This is a genomic window from Streptomyces sp. TG1A-8 (genome assembly GCF_030499535.1).
In the GTDB taxonomy this organism is placed as follows: Bacteria; Actinomycetota; Actinomycetes; order Streptomycetales; family Streptomycetaceae; genus Streptomyces.
Genome location: NZ_JASTLB010000001.1, coordinates 5,942,043 through 5,963,112, shown reverse-complemented (window position 1 = coordinate 5,963,112; position 21,070 = coordinate 5,942,043). Strand labels below are relative to the sequence as shown.

The 21,070-nt window shown below is 72.3% G+C and carries 21 protein-coding genes; 4 read left to right on the top strand and 17 right to left on the bottom strand.

All coding sequences use genetic code 11. The annotated features are described in order from the left end of the window. Positions 1-14 precede the first annotated feature (14 nt). Entirely contained in the window at positions 15-1,589 is a 1,575-nt protein-coding gene (lnt, locus tag QQY24_RS26325) for an apolipoprotein N-acyltransferase (protein ID WP_301975194.1), read from the top strand. On the opposite strand, the gene QQY24_RS26320 is transcribed toward lnt, so the two are convergent. Then, positions 1,507-2,418 (bottom strand): Gfo/Idh/MocA family protein, encoded by a 912-nt coding sequence (locus QQY24_RS26320; RefSeq protein WP_301975193.1) that lies wholly within the window; start codon positions 2,416-2,418, stop codon positions 1,507-1,509. The genes lnt and QQY24_RS26320 overlap by 83 nt on opposite strands. A 294-nt stretch (positions 2,419-2,712) precedes the next feature. Between QQY24_RS26320 and QQY24_RS26315 the strand changes: the two genes are divergently transcribed. Next, positions 2,713-3,156 carry a hypothetical protein gene (locus QQY24_RS26315; protein ID WP_301975192.1) on the top strand — a complete coding sequence of 148 codons (444 nt, stop codon included), beginning with the start codon at positions 2,713-2,715 and terminating at the stop codon, positions 3,154-3,156. A 139-nt stretch (positions 3,157-3,295) separates the two neighbouring features. On the opposite strand, the gene QQY24_RS26310 is transcribed toward QQY24_RS26315, so the two are convergent. The 15 genes from QQY24_RS26310 to QQY24_RS26245 form a co-directional block, all read right to left on the bottom strand. After that, a complete protein-coding gene (locus QQY24_RS26310; protein ID WP_301976365.1) occupies positions 3,296-3,790 on the bottom strand; it encodes a hypothetical protein in 495 nt (164 codons plus the stop codon). Between the two features lie 123 nt (positions 3,791-3,913). Next, positions 3,914-4,597, bottom strand: a complete 684-nt coding sequence (gene ung / locus QQY24_RS26305; RefSeq protein ID WP_301975191.1) for a uracil-DNA glycosylase — start codon at positions 4,595-4,597, stop codon at positions 3,914-3,916. A gap of 82 nt (positions 4,598-4,679) precedes the next feature. Then, complete coding sequence (locus QQY24_RS26300) at positions 4,680-6,257, bottom strand: ABC transporter substrate-binding protein (RefSeq protein WP_301975190.1); 1,578 nt, start codon at positions 6,255-6,257, stop codon at positions 4,680-4,682. 248 nt (positions 6,258-6,505) lie between these two features. Continuing rightward, positions 6,506-7,267 carry an SDR family oxidoreductase gene (locus tag QQY24_RS26295; protein WP_301975189.1) on the bottom strand — a complete coding sequence of 254 codons (762 nt, stop codon included), beginning with the start codon at positions 7,265-7,267 and terminating at the stop codon, positions 6,506-6,508. Between the two features lie 28 nt (positions 7,268-7,295). Further along, positions 7,296-8,057 carry a 3-oxoacyl-ACP reductase FabG gene (gene fabG, locus QQY24_RS26290; RefSeq protein WP_301975188.1) on the bottom strand — a complete coding sequence of 254 codons (762 nt, stop codon included), beginning with the start codon at positions 8,055-8,057 and terminating at the stop codon, positions 7,296-7,298. Between the two features lie 124 nt (positions 8,058-8,181). Continuing rightward, positions 8,182-8,631, bottom strand: coding sequence for a DUF3037 domain-containing protein (locus QQY24_RS26285; protein ID WP_301975187.1), 450 nt, complete (start codon positions 8,629-8,631; stop codon positions 8,182-8,184). Then, entirely contained in the window at positions 8,628-9,392 is a 765-nt protein-coding gene (locus QQY24_RS26280; RefSeq protein ID WP_301975186.1) for a HipA family kinase, read from the bottom strand. The genes QQY24_RS26285 and QQY24_RS26280 overlap by 4 nt, the downstream gene beginning before the upstream one ends. 523 nt (positions 9,393-9,915) lie before the next feature. Then, positions 9,916-10,932, bottom strand: coding sequence for a zinc-dependent alcohol dehydrogenase family protein (locus QQY24_RS26275; RefSeq protein ID WP_301975185.1), 1,017 nt, complete (start codon positions 10,930-10,932; stop codon positions 9,916-9,918). A gap of 26 nt (positions 10,933-10,958) precedes the next feature. Further along, positions 10,959-11,678: an HD family hydrolase gene (locus QQY24_RS26270; RefSeq protein WP_301975184.1), complete on the bottom strand. Its 720-nt coding sequence runs from the start codon at positions 11,676-11,678 to the stop codon at positions 10,959-10,961. Then, entirely contained in the window at positions 11,675-12,481 is an 807-nt protein-coding gene (locus QQY24_RS26265) for a hypothetical protein (RefSeq protein ID WP_301975183.1), read from the bottom strand. The genes QQY24_RS26270 and QQY24_RS26265 overlap by 4 nt, the downstream gene beginning before the upstream one ends. 38 nt (positions 12,482-12,519) lie before the next feature. Beyond that, complete coding sequence (locus QQY24_RS26260; RefSeq protein WP_301975182.1) at positions 12,520-13,716, bottom strand: cytochrome P450; 1,197 nt, start codon at positions 13,714-13,716, stop codon at positions 12,520-12,522. 46 nt (positions 13,717-13,762) lie between these two features. Continuing rightward, entirely contained in the window at positions 13,763-14,485 is a 723-nt protein-coding gene (locus tag QQY24_RS26255; protein WP_301975181.1) for a thioesterase II family protein, read from the bottom strand. A gap of 85 nt (positions 14,486-14,570) precedes the next feature. Then, complete coding sequence (locus QQY24_RS26250) at positions 14,571-16,595, bottom strand: amino acid adenylation domain-containing protein (protein WP_301975180.1); 2,025 nt, start codon at positions 16,593-16,595, stop codon at positions 14,571-14,573. Continuing rightward, positions 16,576-17,286 carry an MFS transporter gene (locus QQY24_RS34830; protein WP_367658019.1) on the bottom strand — a complete coding sequence of 237 codons (711 nt, stop codon included), beginning with the start codon at positions 17,284-17,286 and terminating at the stop codon, positions 16,576-16,578. The genes QQY24_RS26250 and QQY24_RS34830 overlap by 20 nt, the downstream gene beginning before the upstream one ends. Before the next feature lie 26 nt (positions 17,287-17,312). Then, entirely contained in the window at positions 17,313-17,579 is a 267-nt protein-coding gene (locus QQY24_RS26245; protein ID WP_301975179.1) for a hypothetical protein, read from the bottom strand. 1,472 nt (positions 17,580-19,051) lie between these two features. Here QQY24_RS26245 and QQY24_RS26240 point away from each other — a divergent pair. Next, positions 19,052-19,483 (top strand): Rieske (2Fe-2S) protein, encoded by a 432-nt coding sequence (locus tag QQY24_RS26240; RefSeq protein ID WP_301975178.1) that lies wholly within the window; start codon positions 19,052-19,054, stop codon positions 19,481-19,483. A gap of 136 nt (positions 19,484-19,619) precedes the next feature. Continuing rightward, positions 19,620-20,090 carry a pyridoxamine 5'-phosphate oxidase family protein gene (locus QQY24_RS26235; RefSeq protein ID WP_301975177.1) on the top strand — a complete coding sequence of 157 codons (471 nt, stop codon included), beginning with the start codon at positions 19,620-19,622 and terminating at the stop codon, positions 20,088-20,090. A 3-nt stretch (positions 20,091-20,093) separates the two neighbouring features. Here QQY24_RS26235 and QQY24_RS26230 read toward each other — a convergent pair whose 3' ends face one another. Further along, entirely contained in the window at positions 20,094-20,996 is a 903-nt protein-coding gene (locus QQY24_RS26230) for a LysR family transcriptional regulator (RefSeq protein ID WP_301975176.1), read from the bottom strand. Positions 20,997-21,070: the final 74 nt, after the last annotated feature.

Below are 21,070 nucleotides of genomic sequence, written 5' to 3'. Positions count from 1 at the left end.
TAGGGAGCATCCGTATGAGGACGATCGACCGCTGGCTGACCTCCCCCTGGCGCCGCTCCTGCGCCGCCGCCCTCGCGGGTGCCCTGCCCGTCTTCGCGTTCCCGGCGCCCTCGCTGTGGTGGTTCGCGTACCTCGCCCTGGTCCCGTGGATCCTGCTGGCCCGCGCGGCGCCGACCGGACGGCGGGCGGCGTACGACGGCTGGTGCGGCGGCTTCGGCTTCATGGTGGCCGTGCACCACTGGCTGCTGCCCAGCCTGCACGTGTTCATCTTCCTGATAGCCGGGCTGCTGGGCGTGCTGTGGGCGCCCTGGGGCTGGCTGGTGCGCCGGTTCCTGAGCGGGGTGCCGACGCCGGGGCGCGGCGCGGCCGCGCTGCTGGTGCTGCCGTCGGCCTGGCTGATGGTCGAGCTGGTCCGGTCCTGGCAGGGGCTCGGCGGGCCCTGGGGCATGCTCGGCTCCAGCCAGTGGCAGGTGGGCCCGGCACTGCGGCTGGCGTCGGTGGGCGGCGTGTGGCTGCTCAGCTTCCTGGTGGTGGTGGTGAACGTGGCGGCGGCGGTGCTGGTGTCCGTGCGCGGGGCCCGCGTGCCCGCGGTGGCCTCACTGGTCGCCACTGCCGCAGCGGCCTCGGCCGCGTGGGCGTGGGCGCCGCGCCCGGAGGTCGACGGGCGGGTGCGCGTCGCCGTCGTCCAGCCGGGGATCGTGGACGGGCGGGACGGTGCGGGGAGGCGGTTCGACCGCGAGGAACGGCTGACCCGGCGGCTGGCCGGCCAGGGCGTCGACCTGGTCGTGTGGGGCGAGTCCAGCGTGGGCTTCGACCTCGACGACCGGCCCGACCTGGCCCGGCGGCTCGCCGCGCTCTCCCGGCGGACCGGTGCCGACGTGCTGGTCAACGTGGACGCCCGCCGCTCCGACCGGCCCGGCATCTACAAGAGCTCGGTGCTCGTCGGCCCGAACGGCCCGACCGGTGACCGCTACGACAAGATGCGGCTCGTCCCGTTCGGCGAGTACATACCGGCCCGTTCGCTCCTCGGCTGGGCCACCTCCGTCGGCCGTGCCGCCGGGGAGGACCGACGGCACGGCACCGGGCAGGTCGTGATGGACGTGGGGCACGGACTGCGGGTCGGCCCGCTGGTGTGCTTCGAGACCGCGTTCCCGGACATGAGCCGCCACCTCGCCGAGGACGGCGCGGACGTGCTCCTCGGCCAGTCCTCCACCTCGTCCTTCCAGAGCAGCTGGGCACCCGCGCAGCACGCCTCGCTGGCCGCGCTGCGCGCCGCCGAGACCGGCCGCCCCATGGTCCACGCGACCCTGACCGGCGTCTCGGCCGTCTACGGCCCGGACGGCCGGCGCCTTGGCCCGTGGCTCGGCACCGGCGCGGACGCCGCACGCGTGTACGACGTGCCGCTCGCACACGGCACCACCCCGTACGCCCGCCACGGCGACTGGCCGGTGCACGGCGCCGTGCTGGTGCTGGCCGCCCTGGGCGCGGCCGAGGGCGTGCGGACGCTCAGGCTGCGCCGGGCCGGTCCACGACGGCCCGTATCACCCGCTCGCACAGTTCGTGAGTCGCCAGCGCGTCCCGGGCGCTGAGCACCTCGCCCGCGCGGACCGCGTCGAGGAACACCAGCACCGCCTGCTCGATGCCGCGCTGCCGGGCCACCGGCACCCAGTCGCCGCGCCGGCGCACCGTCGGCTGTCCCTTGTGGTCGACCACCTCGGCCAGGTTGAGCACCTGGCGCTTGGTCTCCTGGCCCGAGACCTCCAGGACCTCCTCGGCCGAGCCGCTGAGGCGGTTCATCACACCGAGCGCGGTGAAGCCGTCGCCGGCCAGCTGGAGCACCACGTGGTGCAGGAGCCCGGCTTCGGTGCGGGCGCGCACGGTCACGTCGTCGACGGGGCCCGGCACCAGGAACCGCAGCGTGTCGACGACGTGGATGAAGTCGTCCAGGATCATCGTGCGCGGCTCCTCCGGCAGTCCGACCCGGTTCTTCTGCATGAGGATCAGCTCGCGCGGGTGGTCCAGGCACTGCGCGTAGCCCGGGGCGTGGCGCCGGTTGAAGCCCACGCGGAGGGAGACGCCGCGCTGTTCGGCCAGGGCCACCAGACGCCGGGAGTCGGCGAGTTCGTAGGCGAGCGGTTTGTCCACGTAGGTGGGGACGCCCGCCTCCAGCAGCCGGGTGACGATCCCGGGGTGGACGTCGGTGGGCGCGTGCACGAAGGCGGCGTCGAGGCCCGCGTCGAGCAGGGAGTCCAGGGTGGGGTGCCGCCGGTCCGGGGGCAGGTGCAGGCCGTCCGCGACCCGGGTCAGGGTGGCGGGCGTCCGGGTCTGCAGGTGGAGGTCGATCCCCGGCTGCGTGCCCAGCACCGGAAGGTACGCCTTCTGCGCGATGTCCCCGAGCCCGATGCAGCCGACCTTCACGTGCTCTCCCTACCGGTTCCCTGCGGGTGCCTTCCGGAAGCATACGGGGACCGCCGGGCACCGCGGTGCCCGGAAATGCCCGGGCGGGAAGCCCGCCGGGGCCGGGAAGCGGGCACGGCGGGCCCGTCCGCCTCCGGCGCGAGCGGATCGGCGGCGGCGCGTCCGCCCGGCACGTCGCGGCGTCAACGTCCGCCGGGCAGGGCACTCCTTACGGGGCACGAGACCACCCGTGCGGAGGTATTTCCCCCGGGTGCACGGTGCCGGGGCGGGGGCCGACCCAGCAGAGTGGTGCGGGTGCATCGAACCACGACCACCGCAGCGCTTCTGGTCACCGTGGCCGTCTCGGCCCTCTCCGGCTGCATGACGGTTCAGCGCCCGGCGGCCCCCGGTCCCCCACCGGGCACCGCGCCCTCGCAGCAGACGGCGCCCCGGCCCGACGGCAGTACGCAGTCGCACCCCGTACAGGCGCCGGCGCGGGAGGGACTGGAAAAGGTCGGCCCCTCCCGCGCCCCCCGGCACAGCGAGCCGGCCGCCCCGCCGGCCGCGCACCGCCCGCCGCTGCCGCCCGCCGCGCCCCGGCCGCGCCCGGACCGCCCGCGAAGGCCGTACACCGACGTCCCGGACCTGCCCCGCTCCGTCCCGAACGCCTCCGACGTGTGCGCCCTGGGCAGGAAGTACGGCGGCTGGCGCAGGAACAGCCCCGAGGCACGGATCTGCGAGCGGGCGTACGGCCACTGACACGGGATTCCGCTGCGGTCCCCGGCCCGGCGGACCCGGCGGACGTCACCGCGGGCCGGCCGCCGCGCCGCTCCCCGGCCCGGACGGATCCGGCCCGCCGGCGCGCGAACCCCGCCCGGTTCGGCCACCGGTGCAGCGGTCACCGGCCGCCGCCGTCCGGGGGGCCGTCCTCGCCCAGCCGTGACTCCAGACGGCCGATCGCCGCCCGTACGCCGTCGCCGTACCCGTCCTCGGGCAGGGACGCGGCGGCGTGGCGGGCGCGGCGCAGGTGGGCGCGGGCGGCCGCGGAACGGCCCAGCCCGACGTAGTCGGCGGCCAGGTTGAGGTGCAGCGAGGGGAGGAAGCCCCGCAGGCCCGGCGGATCACCGGCCCCGCGCCCGTCCGCGAGTTCCTCCGCGGCGGCCAGCGCCCTCAGGTCCCAGGCCAGTTCGTCCACGGGGTCGTCCTGGGTGTCGGCGAGGTAGTGCGCCAGCGTGCAGCGGTGCAGCGGGGGCCCGCTCTCGCCCAGCTCCGCCCACAGTTCCAGGAAGCGGCGCCTGGCCTCCTCCCGGTCGCCGCCGTGGTGCAGGATGACGATCTGCCCGATCCGCGTCAGCACGGCGTCCGGGGCCGCCTGCTCCTGTCGCTCCGCCACCACGTCCTCCGGGCCCACGTCGGCCGTCTCGCCGGCCACCTGCCCCGACGCTAACCGGAGCCACCGGCATTCCGGGGCAGGCGGCCCCGTACGACACGGCCCCGCCCCGTGTCGTACGGCGTCTCAGCCCAGGTCGGGGATCCGCCAGTCGACCGGGTCGTGCCCCTGGCGGGCGATCGCCTCGTTGATCTGGGTGAACGGGCGGGAACCGAAGAACTTCTTCGCGGACAGGGGCGAGGGGTGGGCGCCCTTGACCACGGCGTGCCGGGTCCCGTCGATCAGCGGGAGCTTCTTCTGCGCGTAGTTGCCCCACAGCACGAAGACCGCCGGGTCGGGGCGGGAGGCCACCGCGCGGATCACCGCGTCCGTGAACCTCTCCCAGCCCCGGCCCTTGTGCGAGTTGGCCTCGCCGCCCCGGACGGTGAGCACCGCGTTGAGCAGCAGCACGCCCTGCTCGGCCCAGGGCATCAGGTAGCCGTTGTCCGGGATCGGCAGGCCCAGCTCCGCGTGCATCTCCTTGTAGATGTTCCGCAGGGAGGGCGGCGTCTTCACTCCCGGACGGACGGAGAAGCACAGGCCGTGGCCCTGACCCTCGCCGTGGTACGGGTCCTGGCCGAGGATCAGGACCTTGACCTTCTCGTAGGGCGTCGCCTCCAGCGCGGCGAAGACCTCCTCGCGCGGCGGGTAGACAGGACCCTTCGCCCGCTCCTCCTCGACGAACTCGGTCAGCTCCCTGAAATAGGGCTGCTGGAGTTCGTCGCCCAGAACCCCGCGCCAGGACTCGGGCAGCATGGCGATGTCGGTCACGTCAACGTCCTCACGGTGTGCGGTCACTTGCAGGTCTCAGAACCTACAGGCGGCCGCTGACAACCGTTGCCCGGTAGGCCTCTCACCAGCTGGTCTTGCGGTGCAGCTCCCACATCGTCATGATCGTGGACGGGTCGAGGGCCTGTTCGCCACCGGAGATGTCGTCGCTGGCCGCCACGTACTGCCGGCCCTGCCACAGCGGGATGAGCCGGGCGTCGTCCACCATGATGCGCTGGGCCGACTCCAGGTCCTTCATCACCTTGGCGCGGTCGCTCTCGGCGCGCGCGTGCGGCAGCAGCACCGAGGTGATCTCCTTGGCCGGGTAGGGCGTACCGAGGGCGTTGTGCTCGCCGACGAACGGGGCGATGAAGTTGTCCGCGTCGGGGAAGTCCGGGAACCAGCCGCGGCCGAACACCGGGTACTCGCCCTTCTGGTAGCCGACCACGTAGGTCTTCCAGGGGCGGCTTTTGAGGGCGACCGTGAACAGGCCGGAGTCGTCCAGCTGCCGCTCGAGCTCCCGGAACATCTCGGCGGTCTCGGAGCCGTAGCGGTCGGTGGTGTACCAGAGGGTGAGCGGGACCGGCCGGGTGATGCCCGCGCCCCTGAGGATTTCGCGCGCCTTGGAGACGCTCGGGTCGCCGAAGTCGTCGAAGAAGGCGGTGGTGTGCCCGGTCAGGCCCTTGGGGACCATGGAGTACAGCGGGTCCACGGTGTCCTTGTAGACCTTGTGCGCGATGGCTGCCCGGTCCACGACCTGGGCGACGGCCTTGCGCACGGCGGGCTGCCCGGCCCAGGGGTCCTCGGGGTTGAACACCAGGTAGCTGATGTCCGTGCCGGAGCCGTCGACGAGCTGCAGGTCGGTGGTGCCGTGCTGCTGCAGGGCGATGATGTCGTTCGCGGCCAGGCCCCGGTAGGTGACGTCGATCCGCTTGTCGCGCAGCGCCTCGACCATGGCGCGGGAGTCCTGGAAGTAGCGGATGGTCACCGCGTCGTTGCGGCGCTTGGCGAACCCCTTGTAGTTGCCGTTGCGGACGAGGACGGCCTGCTTGCCCTCCTGGTACGACTGGAGTCGGTACGGTCCGGAGCCGAAGACCTCGCCGTCCTTGCGCAGGGAGTCGGCCGGGTAGTCGTCGGGGTCGACGATGGACATCGCCGGGGTGGCCAGCACGAACGGGAAGGTGGCGTCGGGGTGGTCGAGGTGGAAGACGACGTCGCGGTCACCGGCCGTGTCCACGCGGTCCAGGCTGTCGAGCAGCCCGGCGGGGCCGCTGGGGGCGTCGATGGTGCGGATCCGGTCGATGGAGTGCCGGACGGCCTCGGCGTCCAGCGGGTCGCCGTCGGCGAACTTCATGCCCGCGCGCAGCGTGCAGCGGTAGGTGCGACTGGTGGAGTCGGTGAACCGGCAGCTCTCGGCGGCGTCGGGCTGGGGGGTGGTGGCGCCGTTCGGGTAGGCGAGGAGCGTCTGGTAGATGTTGCGGAACAGTTCCCAGGAACCGTCCCAGGCGGCGGCCGGGTCCAGGGTGCTGGGAGCGCTGGTGGTCCCCACGACGATCGGACTCTCGCTGTCCGGATCGCCGTTGGAGAGCAGACTGCATCCGGCCACCAGGGAGAGGGACGCGACCGCCGCGACTCTTCGCAGGAATCGGTTCCGGTTGAACACGCGCACGCTCCTCGATCTGCCGTACCAAGGGTCGGCAGACCATACCGCAGCGTCCGGCCCTGCGAACCTCCCCTGGAACAGGGCTTTTTGATCGATTGCGCCATGACGACGTTGTCATTCCGCCGCGCGCTCCCCGGGCGGTGCTCCGGGTGCCGTTCGCTGGGACACGGCACCCGGAGCAGACGGCCGGGCGGCCGGAAAGGGAACCGCCGGCCCGTGCCGACCGGCCCGTCCCGGCCACCCGCGGGTCAGCCCACGCCGGCGTTGAGGAAGATCCCGCCGTCCACGACGAGCGTCTGGCCGGTGACCCAGTCGGACTGCTCGGAGGTGAGGAACGCGGCGGCCCCGCCGATGTCGGAGGGCACGCCGAGCCGGCCGAGCGGGTAGGCGGCGGCCGCCTCGGCCTCCCGGCCCTCGTACAGCGCCTGGGCGAACTTCGTCTTCACGACGGCCGGGGCGATCGCGTTGACCCGCGCCTTCGGCGCGAACTCGTGCGCCAGCTGCTGGGTCAGGTTGATCATCGCGGCCTTGCTGACGCCGTAGGCGCCGATGAACGGCGAGGGCGCGATGCCCGCCACCGAGGCGATGTTGACGATGGCGCCGCCGTTGTCCTTCTGCCAGGCGTGCCAGGCCTTCTGCGCGAAGCCGAGCGCGGAGATCACGTTGGTCTCGAAGACCTTGCGCGCCACCTCCAGGTCGAGGTCGGCCATCGGCCCGAACACCGGGTTGGTGCCGGCGTTGTTGACCAGGAAGTCGATGCGGCCGAAGGCCTCCATGGCGCGCCCGACGGCCTCGGCCTGGTGGGCGAGGTCGTGCGCCTTGCCGGCGACGCCGATGACACGGTCGGAACCGAGCTTCTCGACGGCCTCCTTCAGGGCGTCCTCGTTGCGGCCGGTGATGCACAGGCGGTCGCCGCGCGCCACGAGCGCCTCGGCCACGCCGTAGCCGATGCCCCGGCTGGCGCCCGTGATCAGGGCGACCTTGCCGGACAGCTCCGGGAGTTCAGTCATGTCCGTGTTCTCCGCGTTTCCCGAGTGCCTAGTTGAGCGGTCCGCCGGCGACGTACAGCACCTGGCCGGAGACGAAGCCGGCCGCCTCGCCGGTGAAGAAGGCGATGGCGTTGGCGATGTCCTCGGGCTCGCCGACGCGCTGCACCGGGATCTGGGTGGCGGCGGCCTTCTTGAAGTCCTCGAAGCCCATGCCGACGCGGTCGGCGGTGGCCTTGGTCATCTCGGTGGCGATGAAGCCGGGGGCGACGGCGTTGGCGGTGACGCCGAACTTGCCCAGCTCGATGGCGAGGGTCTTGGTGAAGCCCTGCAGGCCGGCCTTGGCGGCCGAGTAGTTGACCTGGCCGCGGTTGCCGAGCGCGGAGGAGGAGGAGAGGTTGACGATCCGGCCGAAGCCCGCGTCGACCATGTGCTTCTGGACGGCCTTGGTCATCAGGAAGGAACCGCGCAGGTGCACGTTCATGACGGTGTCCCAGTCGGAGACGCTCATCTTGAACAGCAGGTTGTCGCGCAGCACGCCCGCGTTGTTCACCAGGATCGTCGGGGCGCCCAGCTCCTCGGTGATCCGGGCGACGGCGGCCTCGACCTGTGCCTCGTCGGAGACGTCGGCGCCGACCGCGATCGCCTTGCCGCCGGCCGCGGTGATCTTCTCGACGGTGTCCTTGCAGGCGGTCTCGTCGAGGTCGATGACGGCGACCGCGCGGCCCTCGGCCGCCAGTCGTACGGCGGTGGCGGCGCCGATGCCGCGCGCCGCGCCGGTGACGACCGCGACCCGCTGTTCGGTGGTGGACATTGCTGCTTCTCCTCGTCCTTGAGAGAATCTTAATGCGGTGAGCGACCGCTTAGTACCTTCGGTACCCGTGACGCTAGAAGTCCTGGCACCCGGTGTCAACGGCGCGCCCGGATGGTGTGATCCATTACCTCACCAGGAGGTCCAGCAGGCGCTCGGTCTCGGCGGCCGGATCGGTGGTCAGGCCGGTGTGGACGGGGCCGGGCTGCACGACGGTGGAGCGGGGCGCGATGAGCCAGCGGAAGCGCCGGCCGGCGTCGTCGCGGGCCGCGGGCCCGGCCGCCTCCCCGCCGGCGCACACGCGCTCGACGGCCCCGAGCGCGGCCCGCACCCCGGCGACGTCGGCGTCCGGGTCGAGGGCGAGCAGCCGGGGCGCGTCCAGGTGGGTGCGCGCCCCGACGTAGGCCTGGGCGCGGCAGTAGACGACCACGCCGGCGTTGATGCACTCACCGCGCTCCACCCGGGGGACGACCCGCAGCAGGGCGTACTCGAACACGTCACGGTCGCCGCCCTGGCCCGCCCGGGTGATGTGGCGTTCGGTCACATGGCCGGCCATGTGGATGTGGTGCTCACTCATTTGCCCTCCTCGATCCCGGTGATGCGTTCGTGGATGCCGGCCGCCCGGGCGAGCAGGGGCCGCGCGTAGGCCCGGCGGAGGTCGTCCGGGTCGGTGAAGCCGGGCTCGCCGGCCAGCCAGGCGTCGGGGATCTCGGCGGTGACCTCGGCGAGGAGGTCCTCGGTGACCCGGGGGGCCAGGTCGGCCGCGGCCGAGGCGACGTCCGGGGCGAACCGGGCGAGGGCGTGGTCGCAGGCGTCGTAGGGGCGGGCGGCGGAGGTTTCGGCGGAGGGCCAGTTGTGCTGCCAGATCATCGTGGCGCCGTGGTCGATGAGCCACAGTTCACCGCGGTGCACCAGCAGGTTGGGGTTGCGCCAGGACCGGTCGACGTTGTTGACCAGCGCGTCGAACCAGACGATCCGCCCGGCCTCCTCGCGGCCCACCGGGAAGGCGAGCGGGTCGTAGCCGAGGGCGCCGGAGAGGAAGTCCATGCCGAGGTTGGCGCCCCCGCTGGACCGCAGCAGCTCCTGCACCTGCGGATCGGGCTCGCCGAGTCCGAGCACGGGGTCCAGCCCCACGGTGACCAGCCGGGGCGTCCGGAAGCCGAGCCGCCGGGCCAGTTCGCCGCAGACGACCTCGGCGACCAGCGTCTTGCGGCCCTGCCCGGCGCCGGTGAACTTCATGACGTACGTCCCGAAATCGTCGGCCTCGACGAGCCCCGGCAGCGAGCCGCCCTCACGCAGGGGCGTGATGTAGCGGGTCGCGGTGACCTCTTTCAACATTTTCCCAGGCCACCCGTTTCTTCAGCCTTGTAATCCACCACCGACTTGGAGGAGCACAGCAGCGGGAACCACCCGTCGACGGCCCGGGGGCGCTCGGGGGGTCCGGCCGGCATGCGGTTCCCCCTGCTTCCCGGGCAGTCCGCCGACGGCGGCGCGCCCCTTGCTTCCGGCCTCCGGCACGAAGTGAGCATAGTAACCGAGGGTGATCGCGGGTGAGGAGCGCCCGGGCCACCGCACCGAGGTCACGCCGGACTCCCCGGCCGCCGGCACGATCGGTGCACAGGGGTGCCGCAGCACGTGGAAGCCGTCCTTCGGGGCCGCCACGGCCGGGGTCCCGTTCCCCCGGCCGTTTCCCCCGGCCGTGGGCGGGAGCCGGTCCGGGCCGATCCGACGGGAACGCCACAGGAAGCACGGCCACTGCCGTCCGAGGCGTTCGGGGTGGCCCGGCAGGACCGCCCCGGGCAGCCGGGCGGGGTCGGGGCGTCGGACGGACCGGGGCGTCGGACGGGCCGGGGCGGACGCGTCAGGGGCGCAGCAGCGCCTTGATGGCGCGGCGCTCGTCCATGGCGCGGTAGCCCTCGGCGACCCGGTCGAGGGGGAGGGTGAGGTCGAAGACCCGGCCCGGGTCGATGCGGCCGTTCACCACCGATGCGATCAGGTCGGGCAGGAAGCGGCGCACGGGGGCCGGGCCGCCCCGCACCGCCACGTGCGAGTCGTACAGCTCCCGTCCGTCGATCCGCACCCCGTGGGGGACCCCGACCATGCCGACCGCACCGCCGGGGCGGGCGCAGTGCAGGGCCTGCCGCACCGACTCGGGGGTGCCGACGCACTCGAGCACCGAGTCGGCGCCGATTCCCCCGGTGAGCTCCCGGACGTGGGACGCGGCCTCGGGGCCCCGCTCGGTCACGATGTCGGTGGCTCCGAACTCCAGCGCCAGTTGCCGACGGGGGACGTGGCGGCTCATGACGATGATCCTCTCCGCGCCGAGTTCCCTCGCGGCGAGCACGGCGGACAGGCCGACCGCCCCGTCGCCGACGACCGCCACGGTGGCACCGGGCAGGACGCCACCCGCCACCGCCGCGTACCAGCCGGTGCCCGCCACGTCGGAGAGGGCGAGCAGACTGGGGAGGGAGTGCTCGGCCGGCGGACCGTCGAGGGCCACCAGGGTGCCGTCGGCCCAGGGGATCCGGACGTACTCGGCCTGGCTGCCGTCGATGAACTCCCGCTGCGGGCAGGACGTCTGGTATCCGTTGCGGCAGGTTTCGCAGGTGTTGTCCGAGGCGAAGAACGAACCGATCACGAACTGGCCCGGGGTGAGGGTCCGCACCGCCCTTCCCGTCTCCTCGACGACACCGACGTACTCGTGGCCGATCGGGTGCGGTGCGCCGATGGGACGGATGCCCCGGTATTCCCACAGGTCGGAGCCGCACACGCAGGTGACCAGGACCCGGATCACCGCGTCGGTGGGATGGAGGGGCACGGGGTCGGGGACGTTCTCCACCCGGACGTCACCGGGTGCGTGGATGAATGTGGCTCGCATGGGTCTTTCTCGTCGTTCGACGGGGATCAGGTGTCGGAGGCGGAGCGCGGGACCCAGCCGTGGGCGGCTCCCGCGTGGATGAGTGACTGCGCGTATCGCCACAGGTCCGCGGAGGCGTCCTTGATGAGGGACTTGCGGGCGAGGACGTCGTTCGCGGTGACTCCTGGCGTACGCCATGTGCCGCCTCGATTGCCGTAGTTGAGCAGCAGCGGCTGGAGGCGGTCCATGGCCTTGGCGAACCGTGCCTCGGGGGTGACCCGGGCCTCGAACTCGTCCCAGAGGCTCCGGAAGCGGGCGCTCTGGTCCGCGGGCAGGAGGGAGAAGAGCTGCTCCGCCGCCCGCTGTTCCCTCGCCTCCTGGTCCACGAGGGCCTCGGTGTCGTACACGAAGGTGTCCCCCGCGTAGATCTCCACGAGGTCGTGGACCACGACCAGGGCGAGCACCCGGCCCACGTCGAGCGGTTCGTCGGCGTACTCGGCGAGTACGAGGGTCAGCAGGGCCAGGTGCCAGGAGTGTTCGGCGTCGTTCTCCCTGCGGTCCGCGGCGAGCAGCGGGCTGCGGCGGAAGACGTTCTTGAGTCGATCGGTTTCCATCACGAACTCGATCTGGCGGCGCAGCCGGTCGGGTGTCGTGTCGGGCTGTGGGGGGAGGGAGGCGGCGAGCCGGGACGGGTCGGCGCCCGGCTCGGCCGCCTCCGCGGGCCGCTGGGATCCGTCGTGCGCCGGCGTCCCCAGGGGCCCGCTCACGCCGTCGTCCCCTCTGCCGCGACGTCCGGCGCGACCGGGCTGATCGTGTCCCCGATGTCGCCGAGGAGCAGGGTTGCCGGGGCACCGGGGTCCACCGAGTAGAACGTGTCGTTGAGGACGCCGGAGACGTGGCCGGCGTGGAGGGTGAGGGTGAGGCCCAGCTGCTGTGCGCACCGGACCAGGGCGAGGGCTCCCTCCTCGGTCGCGTGGCAGGTGAAGACGTCGATCACCGCTCCGGGAGCCGCCGCCAGCCGCATCATCGCCATCAGGGTCACCCCGCTCGCCACGACGCCGTCGACGATGACCAGGCGGTCGGCCGCGGCGGGCAGTCGTCCGTCCACACCGACGAGGAGGCCGCCTTCTGCGGGCATGCGCTTGGCCTGCGGCGTCCAGCACCGGTCGTGCGGTATGACGCCGAGCAGTTCCGCCAGGATGCGTCCCTCGCGTTCGGGTGCCAGCACGGCCGCCCCCGGAAGGGACGCGGCGTCGGCCGCCTGGACCGGGAGCATGGCGTAGATGTCGAGGAGGGCCCGGAGGTAGCGGTCGCGGTCGGCGTGCCGCGGTTCGGGCAGGTTGGCCACGGAAGTGACCGTGGCCATGCGGTCGATCACGTCAGGGCGGGTGCCGGACGCGACGCGCACGGTGTCCGGCAACGTGCCCGGGGCGTGCAAGGAGCCCAGTGCCCGCCGGTCGAAGTGGATCAGCTGCTGGAAGCGGGTGCCGTAGCGCTCCTCATGACGTTCCACCGTGCGGACGGCGTCCGGGGAGAGACCGGACCGCGCCACGGGTCGAGCTGTGCTCATCGCAATCACCTCTGGTTCGGGGATGTCCTGGTTCTCGTTCAGGATCGCGGGGTGAATTTCACCGGCAGTGAATCGAAGCCCCACAGCAGGTTCGAGCGCAGCCGGCGTACGGGGCCGGCCTTCTCGGCGGCCTCGACGCGCCGCACGAGTTCGTCGAACATCACGGTGAGTTCGAGCTTGGCGAGTGCCGAGCCGATGCAGTAGTGGTTTCCCTGGAGGAAGCTCAGGTGGCGATTGGGCGATCGGTCGACGAGGAAGCGTTCCGGCTCGGTGAACACCTCGTCATCGCGGTTCGCCGACGGCAGCCACGCCACGACGTGGTCACCGGCGCGAATGCGCTGCCCGCCGAGTTCGACATCGACCCTGGCCGTGCGCAGGGCGTGCATGACCGGCGACGTGTACCGCACGACCTCCTGGATCGCCGACGGCATCACCGCCGGGTCCACGCGCAGCCTGTGCCACTGGTCCGGGTTCTCGATCAGGGCCAGCAGGCCGCCCACGGTGGCGTGCCTCGTCGTCTCGTTGCCGCCGGAGACGAGGGCGTCGCAGTTGTAGAAGATCTCCTGGTCGGTCAGCGGTACGCCGTCGATCTCCCCGTGGACCAGCGCGCTCATGAGGTCGTCCTGCGGGTCCCTCCTCCTCAGCTCGGCCAGGTCCTGGAAGTAACAGAGGATCTCCGTGTGGGCCTGTACCTTCCTGGCCTCGTCCGCTTCGTCGAGTGCCGTGGAACTCCATGCGAAACGCGTGCGCTCGACCATGAAGTCCCAGTCATGGGGCGGGACCCCGAGCATGTCGCAGATGACGGAGACCGGAAGCTGCTGGGCGACCCGCGTGAATTCGCACCCGCCCTCGGTGATCGCCCCGTCGATCGCCCGGGCCGCGGTCTTGCGCATGTTGCTTTCGAGCCGGTCGACCGTTCTCGGGGTGAAAGCGGAACTGACGACCTTGCGGATCTTGTCGTGCCGGGGCGGATCGGTGACGTTGAGCATCTTCCCGGTGGCGGCGGCCAGGACCCGCGGATCGGAGTCCAGTCGCATTCCGTTCGCCGAGCCGAACACGTCCGGATCGGTGAGCATCTCGGTGCAGAAGCGGTGGGTCATCACCGCCCAGAAGTACTCGCCGTTCTGCCGCCGGTTGCGGTACACGGGGTGCTCGGCACGCAGCCGCGCCCAGATCGGCTCCGGGTCGGCGTCCCGGTAGAGGAGGGGATCGGACAAGTCGATAGGCGTGTACATGTCCTCGTCTTCCGTGGTGGTCGGTGTGGTGGCCGGGGGTGGGGCGTCAGCCCAGGCCGTCCAGCACGTCGTTGAGGGCACCGAGGACCTCGTCCCGGCGTTCCGTCAGGTAGAAGTGGCCGCCGGGGAAGGAGCGGACGGTGCAGCGGCCGTCGGTCACCTCGGCCCAGGCGTCCAGCTCGTCGATGCTCACGGCGGCGTCCTGACGCCCCGCGAAGGCGGTGATGCCGATCGGCAGGGCCGGGTCACGGCGTCCGGTGTAGGACTGGACGAGCCGGTAGTCGTTGCGGACCGGCGGCAGCAGGACCTCGCGCAGGTCCGGGTCGTCCAGCAGGTGCGTGCCGCCGGCACCCAGGGATCCGAGCATGGCCACGAGCCGTTCGTCGTCCAGCAGGTGGGCTCCTTCCTGCCCCGGGAAGGGGCGCAGACGGTGCGGGGCGGCGCATCCCGAGACCACGAGGTGGCGCATGGCGTGCTGTTCGCCCGGCGTGGTGAGGCGGCGGGCGACCTCGAAGCCGAGCGCCGCGCCCATGCTGTGCCCGAAGATCACGGTTGGCGTGCCGGCGTGCGGGTGCAGTTCGTCCGCGACGCTCTGGGCCAGTACGTCCATCTCGGCGATGAACGGCTCGCCGATCCGGTTCTCCCGCCCCGGGTACTGGATCGCCCACAGCTCCACGTCGGGCGCCAGGCCCGCGCTCCAGTCCCCGAAGAACCCGGCCGAACCGCCGGCGTGCGGCAGGCACACCAGGCGCAGGCGTGCCGACGGCACGGGGCGGAGCTTCCGGATCCACCGGCTGCCGGTCGGTGGGCGCGGGCCCGTGGGGTGCGGTGGGCGCGGGGGCCTGCCGGTCGCCTCACGAGGCATGGGCCACCGGTTCGGACTTCAGCCGTACGACCGCTGCTGCCAGCGCTTCGATCGTCGGGGACGCGAACAGGACGCGGGCCGGGACGGACACGCCGAGCCGGGAGCGTATGCGGGACAGGAGCGTGGCCGCCAGCAGGGAGTGCCCGCCCAGCTGGAAGAAGTCGGCGTCGACGCTGATGCCCGGCCGGTCCAGGACCTCCTCCCAGACCGCTGCCAGGACGGCCTCGACCGGGGTGCGCGGCGCGATGTGGTCGGCCTCTGCGGGGGTGCTCGGCCCGGTGGCTGACAGGGCGGTGCGGTCGATCTTGCCGTTGGGGGTCAGGGGGAAGGCGTCGATGACGTGGATGGCCGCGGGGACCATGTACCAGGGCAGGTGGCGCCGGACGTGGGCCATCAGCTCGCCGTTGGCCGCATCGGCGCCGTCGCGCGCGACGACGTGGCACACCAGTCGCGTGTTCTGCGGGTCGGTGTCGTCGACGAGGGCGACGCAGCCCTGGATGTCCGGGTGGTCGCCCAGGACGAGTTCGATCTCGCCGAGCTCGACGCGGTAGCCGCGCAGTTTCACCTGGTGGTCGCGGCGGCCGACGAACTCGATGGCGCCGTCCACCGTCGACCGGACCAGGTCCCCCGTCCGGAACAGACGCTGTCCGGGCACCCCGGAGAAGGGATCGGCGAGGAACCTCTCCGCGGTCATCGCAGGCTTGTTGAGATAGCCGACGGCCACGCCTGCGCCGCCGATGTACAGCTCACCGACCGTTCCCGCGGCGACGGGCCGCAGGGCATCGTCCAGTACGTGGGCCCGCACGTCCTCGATGGGGTGTCCGATGGGAACGGACGGGGTGTCACCGCCGTCCCAGTCGGCCCCCGGCTCGAAGAGGGTCGACGTGATGGTGCCCTCGGTCGGGCCGTACACGTTGCACCAGCGGATGGCCGCGCCCACCCGAGTGTTCCAGGTGTCCAGGGCCCGCCGTTCCGCCTTCTCGCCCGCGACGATCACGACCCGGAGCGACGATTCCGCGGCCAGCCGGACGAGGCAGTCCTCTTCCAGGACCCAGCTGTGCCAGAACGCGGTCGGGATGCTGAGGAACGTCGTCTTGGTGTCGACGACCTGCTGGGTCAGGGCACGGAACGTCTGGCGCAGCGGATCCTCGCCGAGGACGAGCGTGGCGCCGTGCAGGAGGGGCGGGAAGATCTCCTCGGCGGCGGCGTCGAAACTCAGCGACCGGCACTGCAGTACGCGGTCCCCCGGGCCGAGCTGCAGTGTCCTGTTCACGGAGGCGGCGTGGTGGGCCAGTGACCGGTGCGTCACCAGCACTCCCTTGGGCCTTCCGGTGGATCCGGAGGTGTGGATGACGTACGCGGCGCTCGAAGGAGCGGTGCCGGCGTCCGGCGCGACGGGCAGGCCGTCGATGTGGCCCTGTTCCCTGTCGAGCCAGAGGGTTTCCCGCTCGTGGCCGACGAACAGGAAGCCCAGTGCTTCCTGCGTCAGCAGGAGCCGGGCTCCGGTGTCGTCCAGCACGTAGCGCAGCCGCTCCACCGGATACTCGGGGTCGAGCGGGACATAGGCCGCGCCCGCTTTCAGGATTCCGAGCAAGGAGATGACCGCCAGGGGTGTCCGCTCGACGCACAGGGCGACGAAGTCGCCGCGACCGACGCCCCGGTCGGCCAGGAGGCTGGCCAGCCTGCCGGACCTTTCGTCGAGTTCCCGGTAGCTGATCTCCTGGTCCCGCCAGACCAGCGCCGCCGTGTCCGGTGTCCTCGCCGCCTGTTCGGCGAACAGCGCGTGCACGCTCGGCCGGGCGTCCGCCGGATCCGTTCCGCCGTCGGCACCGGCCATGCTCTTCGGCCGGATGTCCGTCCAGTTCTCCTCGATGAAGGCGGCGGATTCCCGGGTGCTCGACGTCGAGCGCACGACGCGCCATCCGGGGGGCACGTCCAGGTGGCTCGCCCACAGCGAGTACTGCCCTTCGTCGTTGACCAGGACGAGGACGGATTCACCGGTCGAGTCGGGCATGGGAGGTCATCTCCTCGGGTTGCAACTGCAGGGCTGGGAGCCGGCACGCGCCGGGGAAACGCTGTGCCGTCGCGCGCGACGCGCCCTGGTCCAGGGACTCACCGTGGTCTTCGGCACCTGGCGGAGCGCGTCGATCAGGGGGTCGGGAGGGTGCTCGGCGGGCGCGGGACCGGTGTGGCCCCAGCCGGTCCCGGCACGGAGGCCTGCCGCGGGCCCGGCGGGGCCGGGCCGGGTCCGGCACGGGCGGGTCGCATCGTGACGCCTGCGACGGCGGCCCCCTCGGGCCGGAAGGCGCCCAGGGCGCCGGCGGACGGCACGGTGTCCTGCGCGGCGACCGCGGGGGCCGTTTCCCGAACGGCTCCCGGAAAGGACAGCGTCTGGGGGAGAACAGGGCCGCTCCGGCGCCCTGCACCAGGCGGCACGTGACGAGGACGCCGGCCGAGGGGGCCGGACCGCAGCCCAGCGAGGCAAGGGTGAAGGCCGCCACCCCGAGGGCGGAGAGGCGCCGGTACCCGTAGAGGGCGCCCACTCGTCCGCCCGTGATCAGCACGGCACCGTAGACGAGGGCGTGACCGCTGACGGAGAGTTCCGTCCGGGACACCGGCGCATGCAAGTCGTCATGGACGGTGGTCAGCGCGACGTTGACGATGAACTGGCCCATGGCCGCCAGGAAGGCGGCGACCACGGTCATGGCCGACGTGAATCGCTGAGTCCGGTTCACCACAGGCCGTGCGCGCTCGCGCGGTCGGGGCGGGCCCGGACGCGGGACCGCAGCCGCTCGTCGTGGACGTCCGGGGACGGGCCCCGCTCGCTCGCCGGGACCGCCCCGGTGGTGACGTGCCCCCGGAGCTCCCTGCGGGACGCGGGGGCCGCGGCCGGTGTGCCGAGCAGCTCGCGCACGCCCGCGAGAGGGGGTCCGTCCTCGGGGCGGCGGTCGAGGTGGGCGTCCGGCCGGGCCCGTGTCTGATGTGTGTCGACGCTCATGACATCCGGTCGTTGAAGTGGGTGGGCCAGGTCGCGGCGGTGGCGGCACGGTTCCGTGCCGCCACCTCGTGCGGGCCGGAGCGAGGTCCCCGGGGGACGGCGTGCTCGGGCCGGCCGGGATCTCGGCCTGGACGGGGGAGGTCGAAGGGTCCCGCGGAGGCGCCGTGCAGGAGGCCCACGGCACTGCCCGCCGCACGGCTGGAAGTGCCGGCCTGCCGGCGCGCGGTGGAGACGGCTCACCCGCGGGAGTCGGGGGATGCGTCTCCGGCGGCCGCGCGAGGTCCGGCTCGTCCCCGGCGCCGGTGACCGCGGTGACCGCGGTGACCCGGACGATTTGTCCGGAGAACCGGTCGCGGATTTCGAAGAGCGAGGCGGTGGGGTGTCCGCCGGTCCCGAGCGAGGACCACCGCTGTCCGCGCGGCCCGCTTTTCCAGGTGTTCCAGGGCCTCGTCCGGTCCGCCGGACAACTCCCGGGACAGCGGATCGCGCGGTATGGAACGCCGCACGGCCGCCGAGACGTCCACCTGCACCGGTTTTGTTCAGGAAGTGCGGCCCGCGGATCCGGCTGCCGGACCACGGTTTGCACGAAATCCGGGCACTCCGGGAGCGAACGCGTTACGGGAAGGCCGGAGGCCCGCCGCCCTGCCGGAAACCACGACACGACTTCACCGGAACGCGCACCGGGACGCCGAATTCCTCGAATTTCCATGAATTCTGAATTCTTTCACGAGTCCGACGGTCGGCCGAGTCGGACCACGCCGGATCCGGCGGCAGGAGAGGCCGACGCACAGCTCGCCACCATCACGCCTGGTCACCCGCTGACATGTAAGGATTCCCCCAGGCGCACCGACGGACGGGTCTCACCCCGACAACGGGAGGGAAAGTAACCTGCTGTCGAAATTTCACCAGCCGATGCGGCGCCAGCTCTTGCACAACTCCGCGCTCGTCTCTACACGTGAAGTACCTCCCTGTCCGATTATTCAGGTGCAGAAAGGGAACAATGCTCGGCCGTGCGGCCGGGCAGAGCCCTCTCACCACTCTCGACAAAGCTAACCCTACCCCGGCCGCCCCCCGTCAACCGTTGATGTCGGTGCACACTGAAGTTACGCGTGTAGAACTCAAATGGCGCCCACGAATAATGCCAGATACCCCCATGTCGGGCTGCGGCTTGAAAACGCTGGGCGATATTGACGCCGATAAATCTTTTTCACCCCGTGTAGGCGCAGGTCAAGCGGGTGTGGATGGCTCGGGTCGTGCGGTCGGCGCGCCGGAATGAGCGGCCGGACCCGCGTAGTGCCTGCCGGGATTTCAGCCAAGCCGAGGAGCGTTCGCCCGGGGTCGCCGGGGGCGGCGGGTCCGGGCCGACGGTGGAGTGACGCGGGGCAGGGCGTCGGCGTGCCGTCTGAACGGGCGGCGTCCGCGGACCGTACACCTGGACGGACCGCGAAACGCTCCGCGAAGGGAAGCCCCACATGACCAGCACATCGCTCGATTCCGCGGCGGGACCGGCCCGCCGCATTGTCATCGCGGCGGCCGGGGCGGCGGGGCTCACCGTCGCACTGGCCTCCTGCGGTTCGGAGGACGACTCCACCGAGAACACCTCCGCCGACTCGGCCGGCACCGTGCTCGGCAAGACGTCCGAGATCCCGGAGGGCGGCGGCAGGATCTACAAGGAGCAGGGAGTGGTGGTCACCCAGCCGACGGCGGGGACGTACCGGGCGTTCTCGTCGAAGTGCACCCACCAGGGGTGCGCGGTGACCACCGTCGAGAACGGCGCGATCGCCTGTCCCTGCCACCACAGCCGCTTCTCCGTCGCCGACGGCAGCGTCCAGGCGGGACCGGCGACCAGGCCGCTGCCGGCCGAGCGGATCACCGTCTCCGGCGACGAGATCAGACTCGCCTGAACCCGGGCCGCCCGGAGGACCGGAGCGCCCCGCGGGGACGCCGGGGAGGGACGGCCCGTTCCCTTCTGCGACGCGATGGCGGAGGATCACCCCCGGGGGCGTCCTCCGGCACGACGTGGGAGAAGGAAGGGGCCGCATGCCCGCAGCTCAGCAGCGCCGTGGCCGCAGGATCATGATGACGCCCGGCGAGCTGGACGAGTTCCTCACCGCTCGGCGCACCTGCCGGGTCGCGTCCGTCTCGGCGGACGGCGCGCCGCACGTGAGCGCGCTGTGGTTCGTCTGGGACGGCACCTCGCTGTGGCTGTACTCGGTGGTGCGCAGCAGGCGCTGGGCGCAGTTGCGCCGTGATCCCCGGGTGGCCGTCGTGGTCGACGCGGGCGAGGAGTACGACCGGTTGCGCGGGGCCGAGCTGTCCGGGCGGGTGGAGTTCGTGGGCGAGGTGCCGCGGACCGGGGAACTGTGCGCCGAACTGGACACGGTGGAGACGCTGTTCGCCCGCAAGTACCTCGGCCTGGAGGAGTTGCCGCACGACGGCCAGCACGCCTGGGCGCGGCTGACCCCGGAGAAGACCGTCTCCTGGGACTTCCGCAAACTGGGCGCGCGGTGACGCTCAGCCCAGTTGCCGGGCCGCCGCCTTCAGCGCCTCGACCGCCGCGCGGATCGACGGGCGGCGGTCGGCGTCGGCCCGCCAGACGACGTACACGTGGCGGCGCACCCGCTGTCTGAGCGGGACCGTCACCACGCCCGGCGGCACCGGGTGGCGGCCCAGCAGCGGCGCGATGCACACGCCCAGGCCGGCGGCGACGAGGCCGAGCTGGGTGTGGGTCTCGCCCGCGCGGTGGCCGACGATCGGCTCGACGCCCTTCGACCGCAGGGTGAACATCAGCCACTCGTGGCAGAACTCCCCCTGGCCCCAGGTGATCCACTCGTCCTCGGCGAACTCGGCGAGGTCCACCTCGTCCCGGTCGGCGAGCCGGTGTCCGGCGGGCATGGCGACATCGGCGGGGTCGTCCAGGAGGGCCGCCTTGACCAGGCCCTCGGGAACGGGCATCGGCTTGTTGTACCAGTCGAGGACGACCGCGAGATCGAGGTCGCCGCGGACGACGGCGGCGATGCCCTGTTCGGGCTCCAGTTCGCTGGAGCGCACCCGCAGGCCCGGGTGCCGCGCGCGCAGGGCGGCCAGCGCGGCCGGGAACAGGCCCCGGGCGGCGGTCGGGAACGCCGACAGGCGCAGTTCGCCGGCGACCCGGCCCCGGTGCGCCTCCAGATCGGACTGGGCCAGCTCCACCTGGGAGAGGATGCGTGCCGCGTGCTCGGACAGCAGCCGCCCGGCGTCCGTGAGCCGCACTCCGCGCCCGTTCTTGGCGAGCAGCCGCTGGCCGACCTCCCGTTCCAGCTTGCCCAGTTGCTGCGAGACGGCGGAGGTGGTGACGTGCAGCGCGTCGGCGGCGGCGCTCACCGAGCCGTGCCGGGCGAGGGCGTCCAGCGTGCGCAGGCGCTCCAGGTTCAACATGTAAGCGATCCTACGAGATACTCCGTGAGAAATCTCGATTGTGCTACGACGTTGGCTCCAGCATCGTTGGCGTC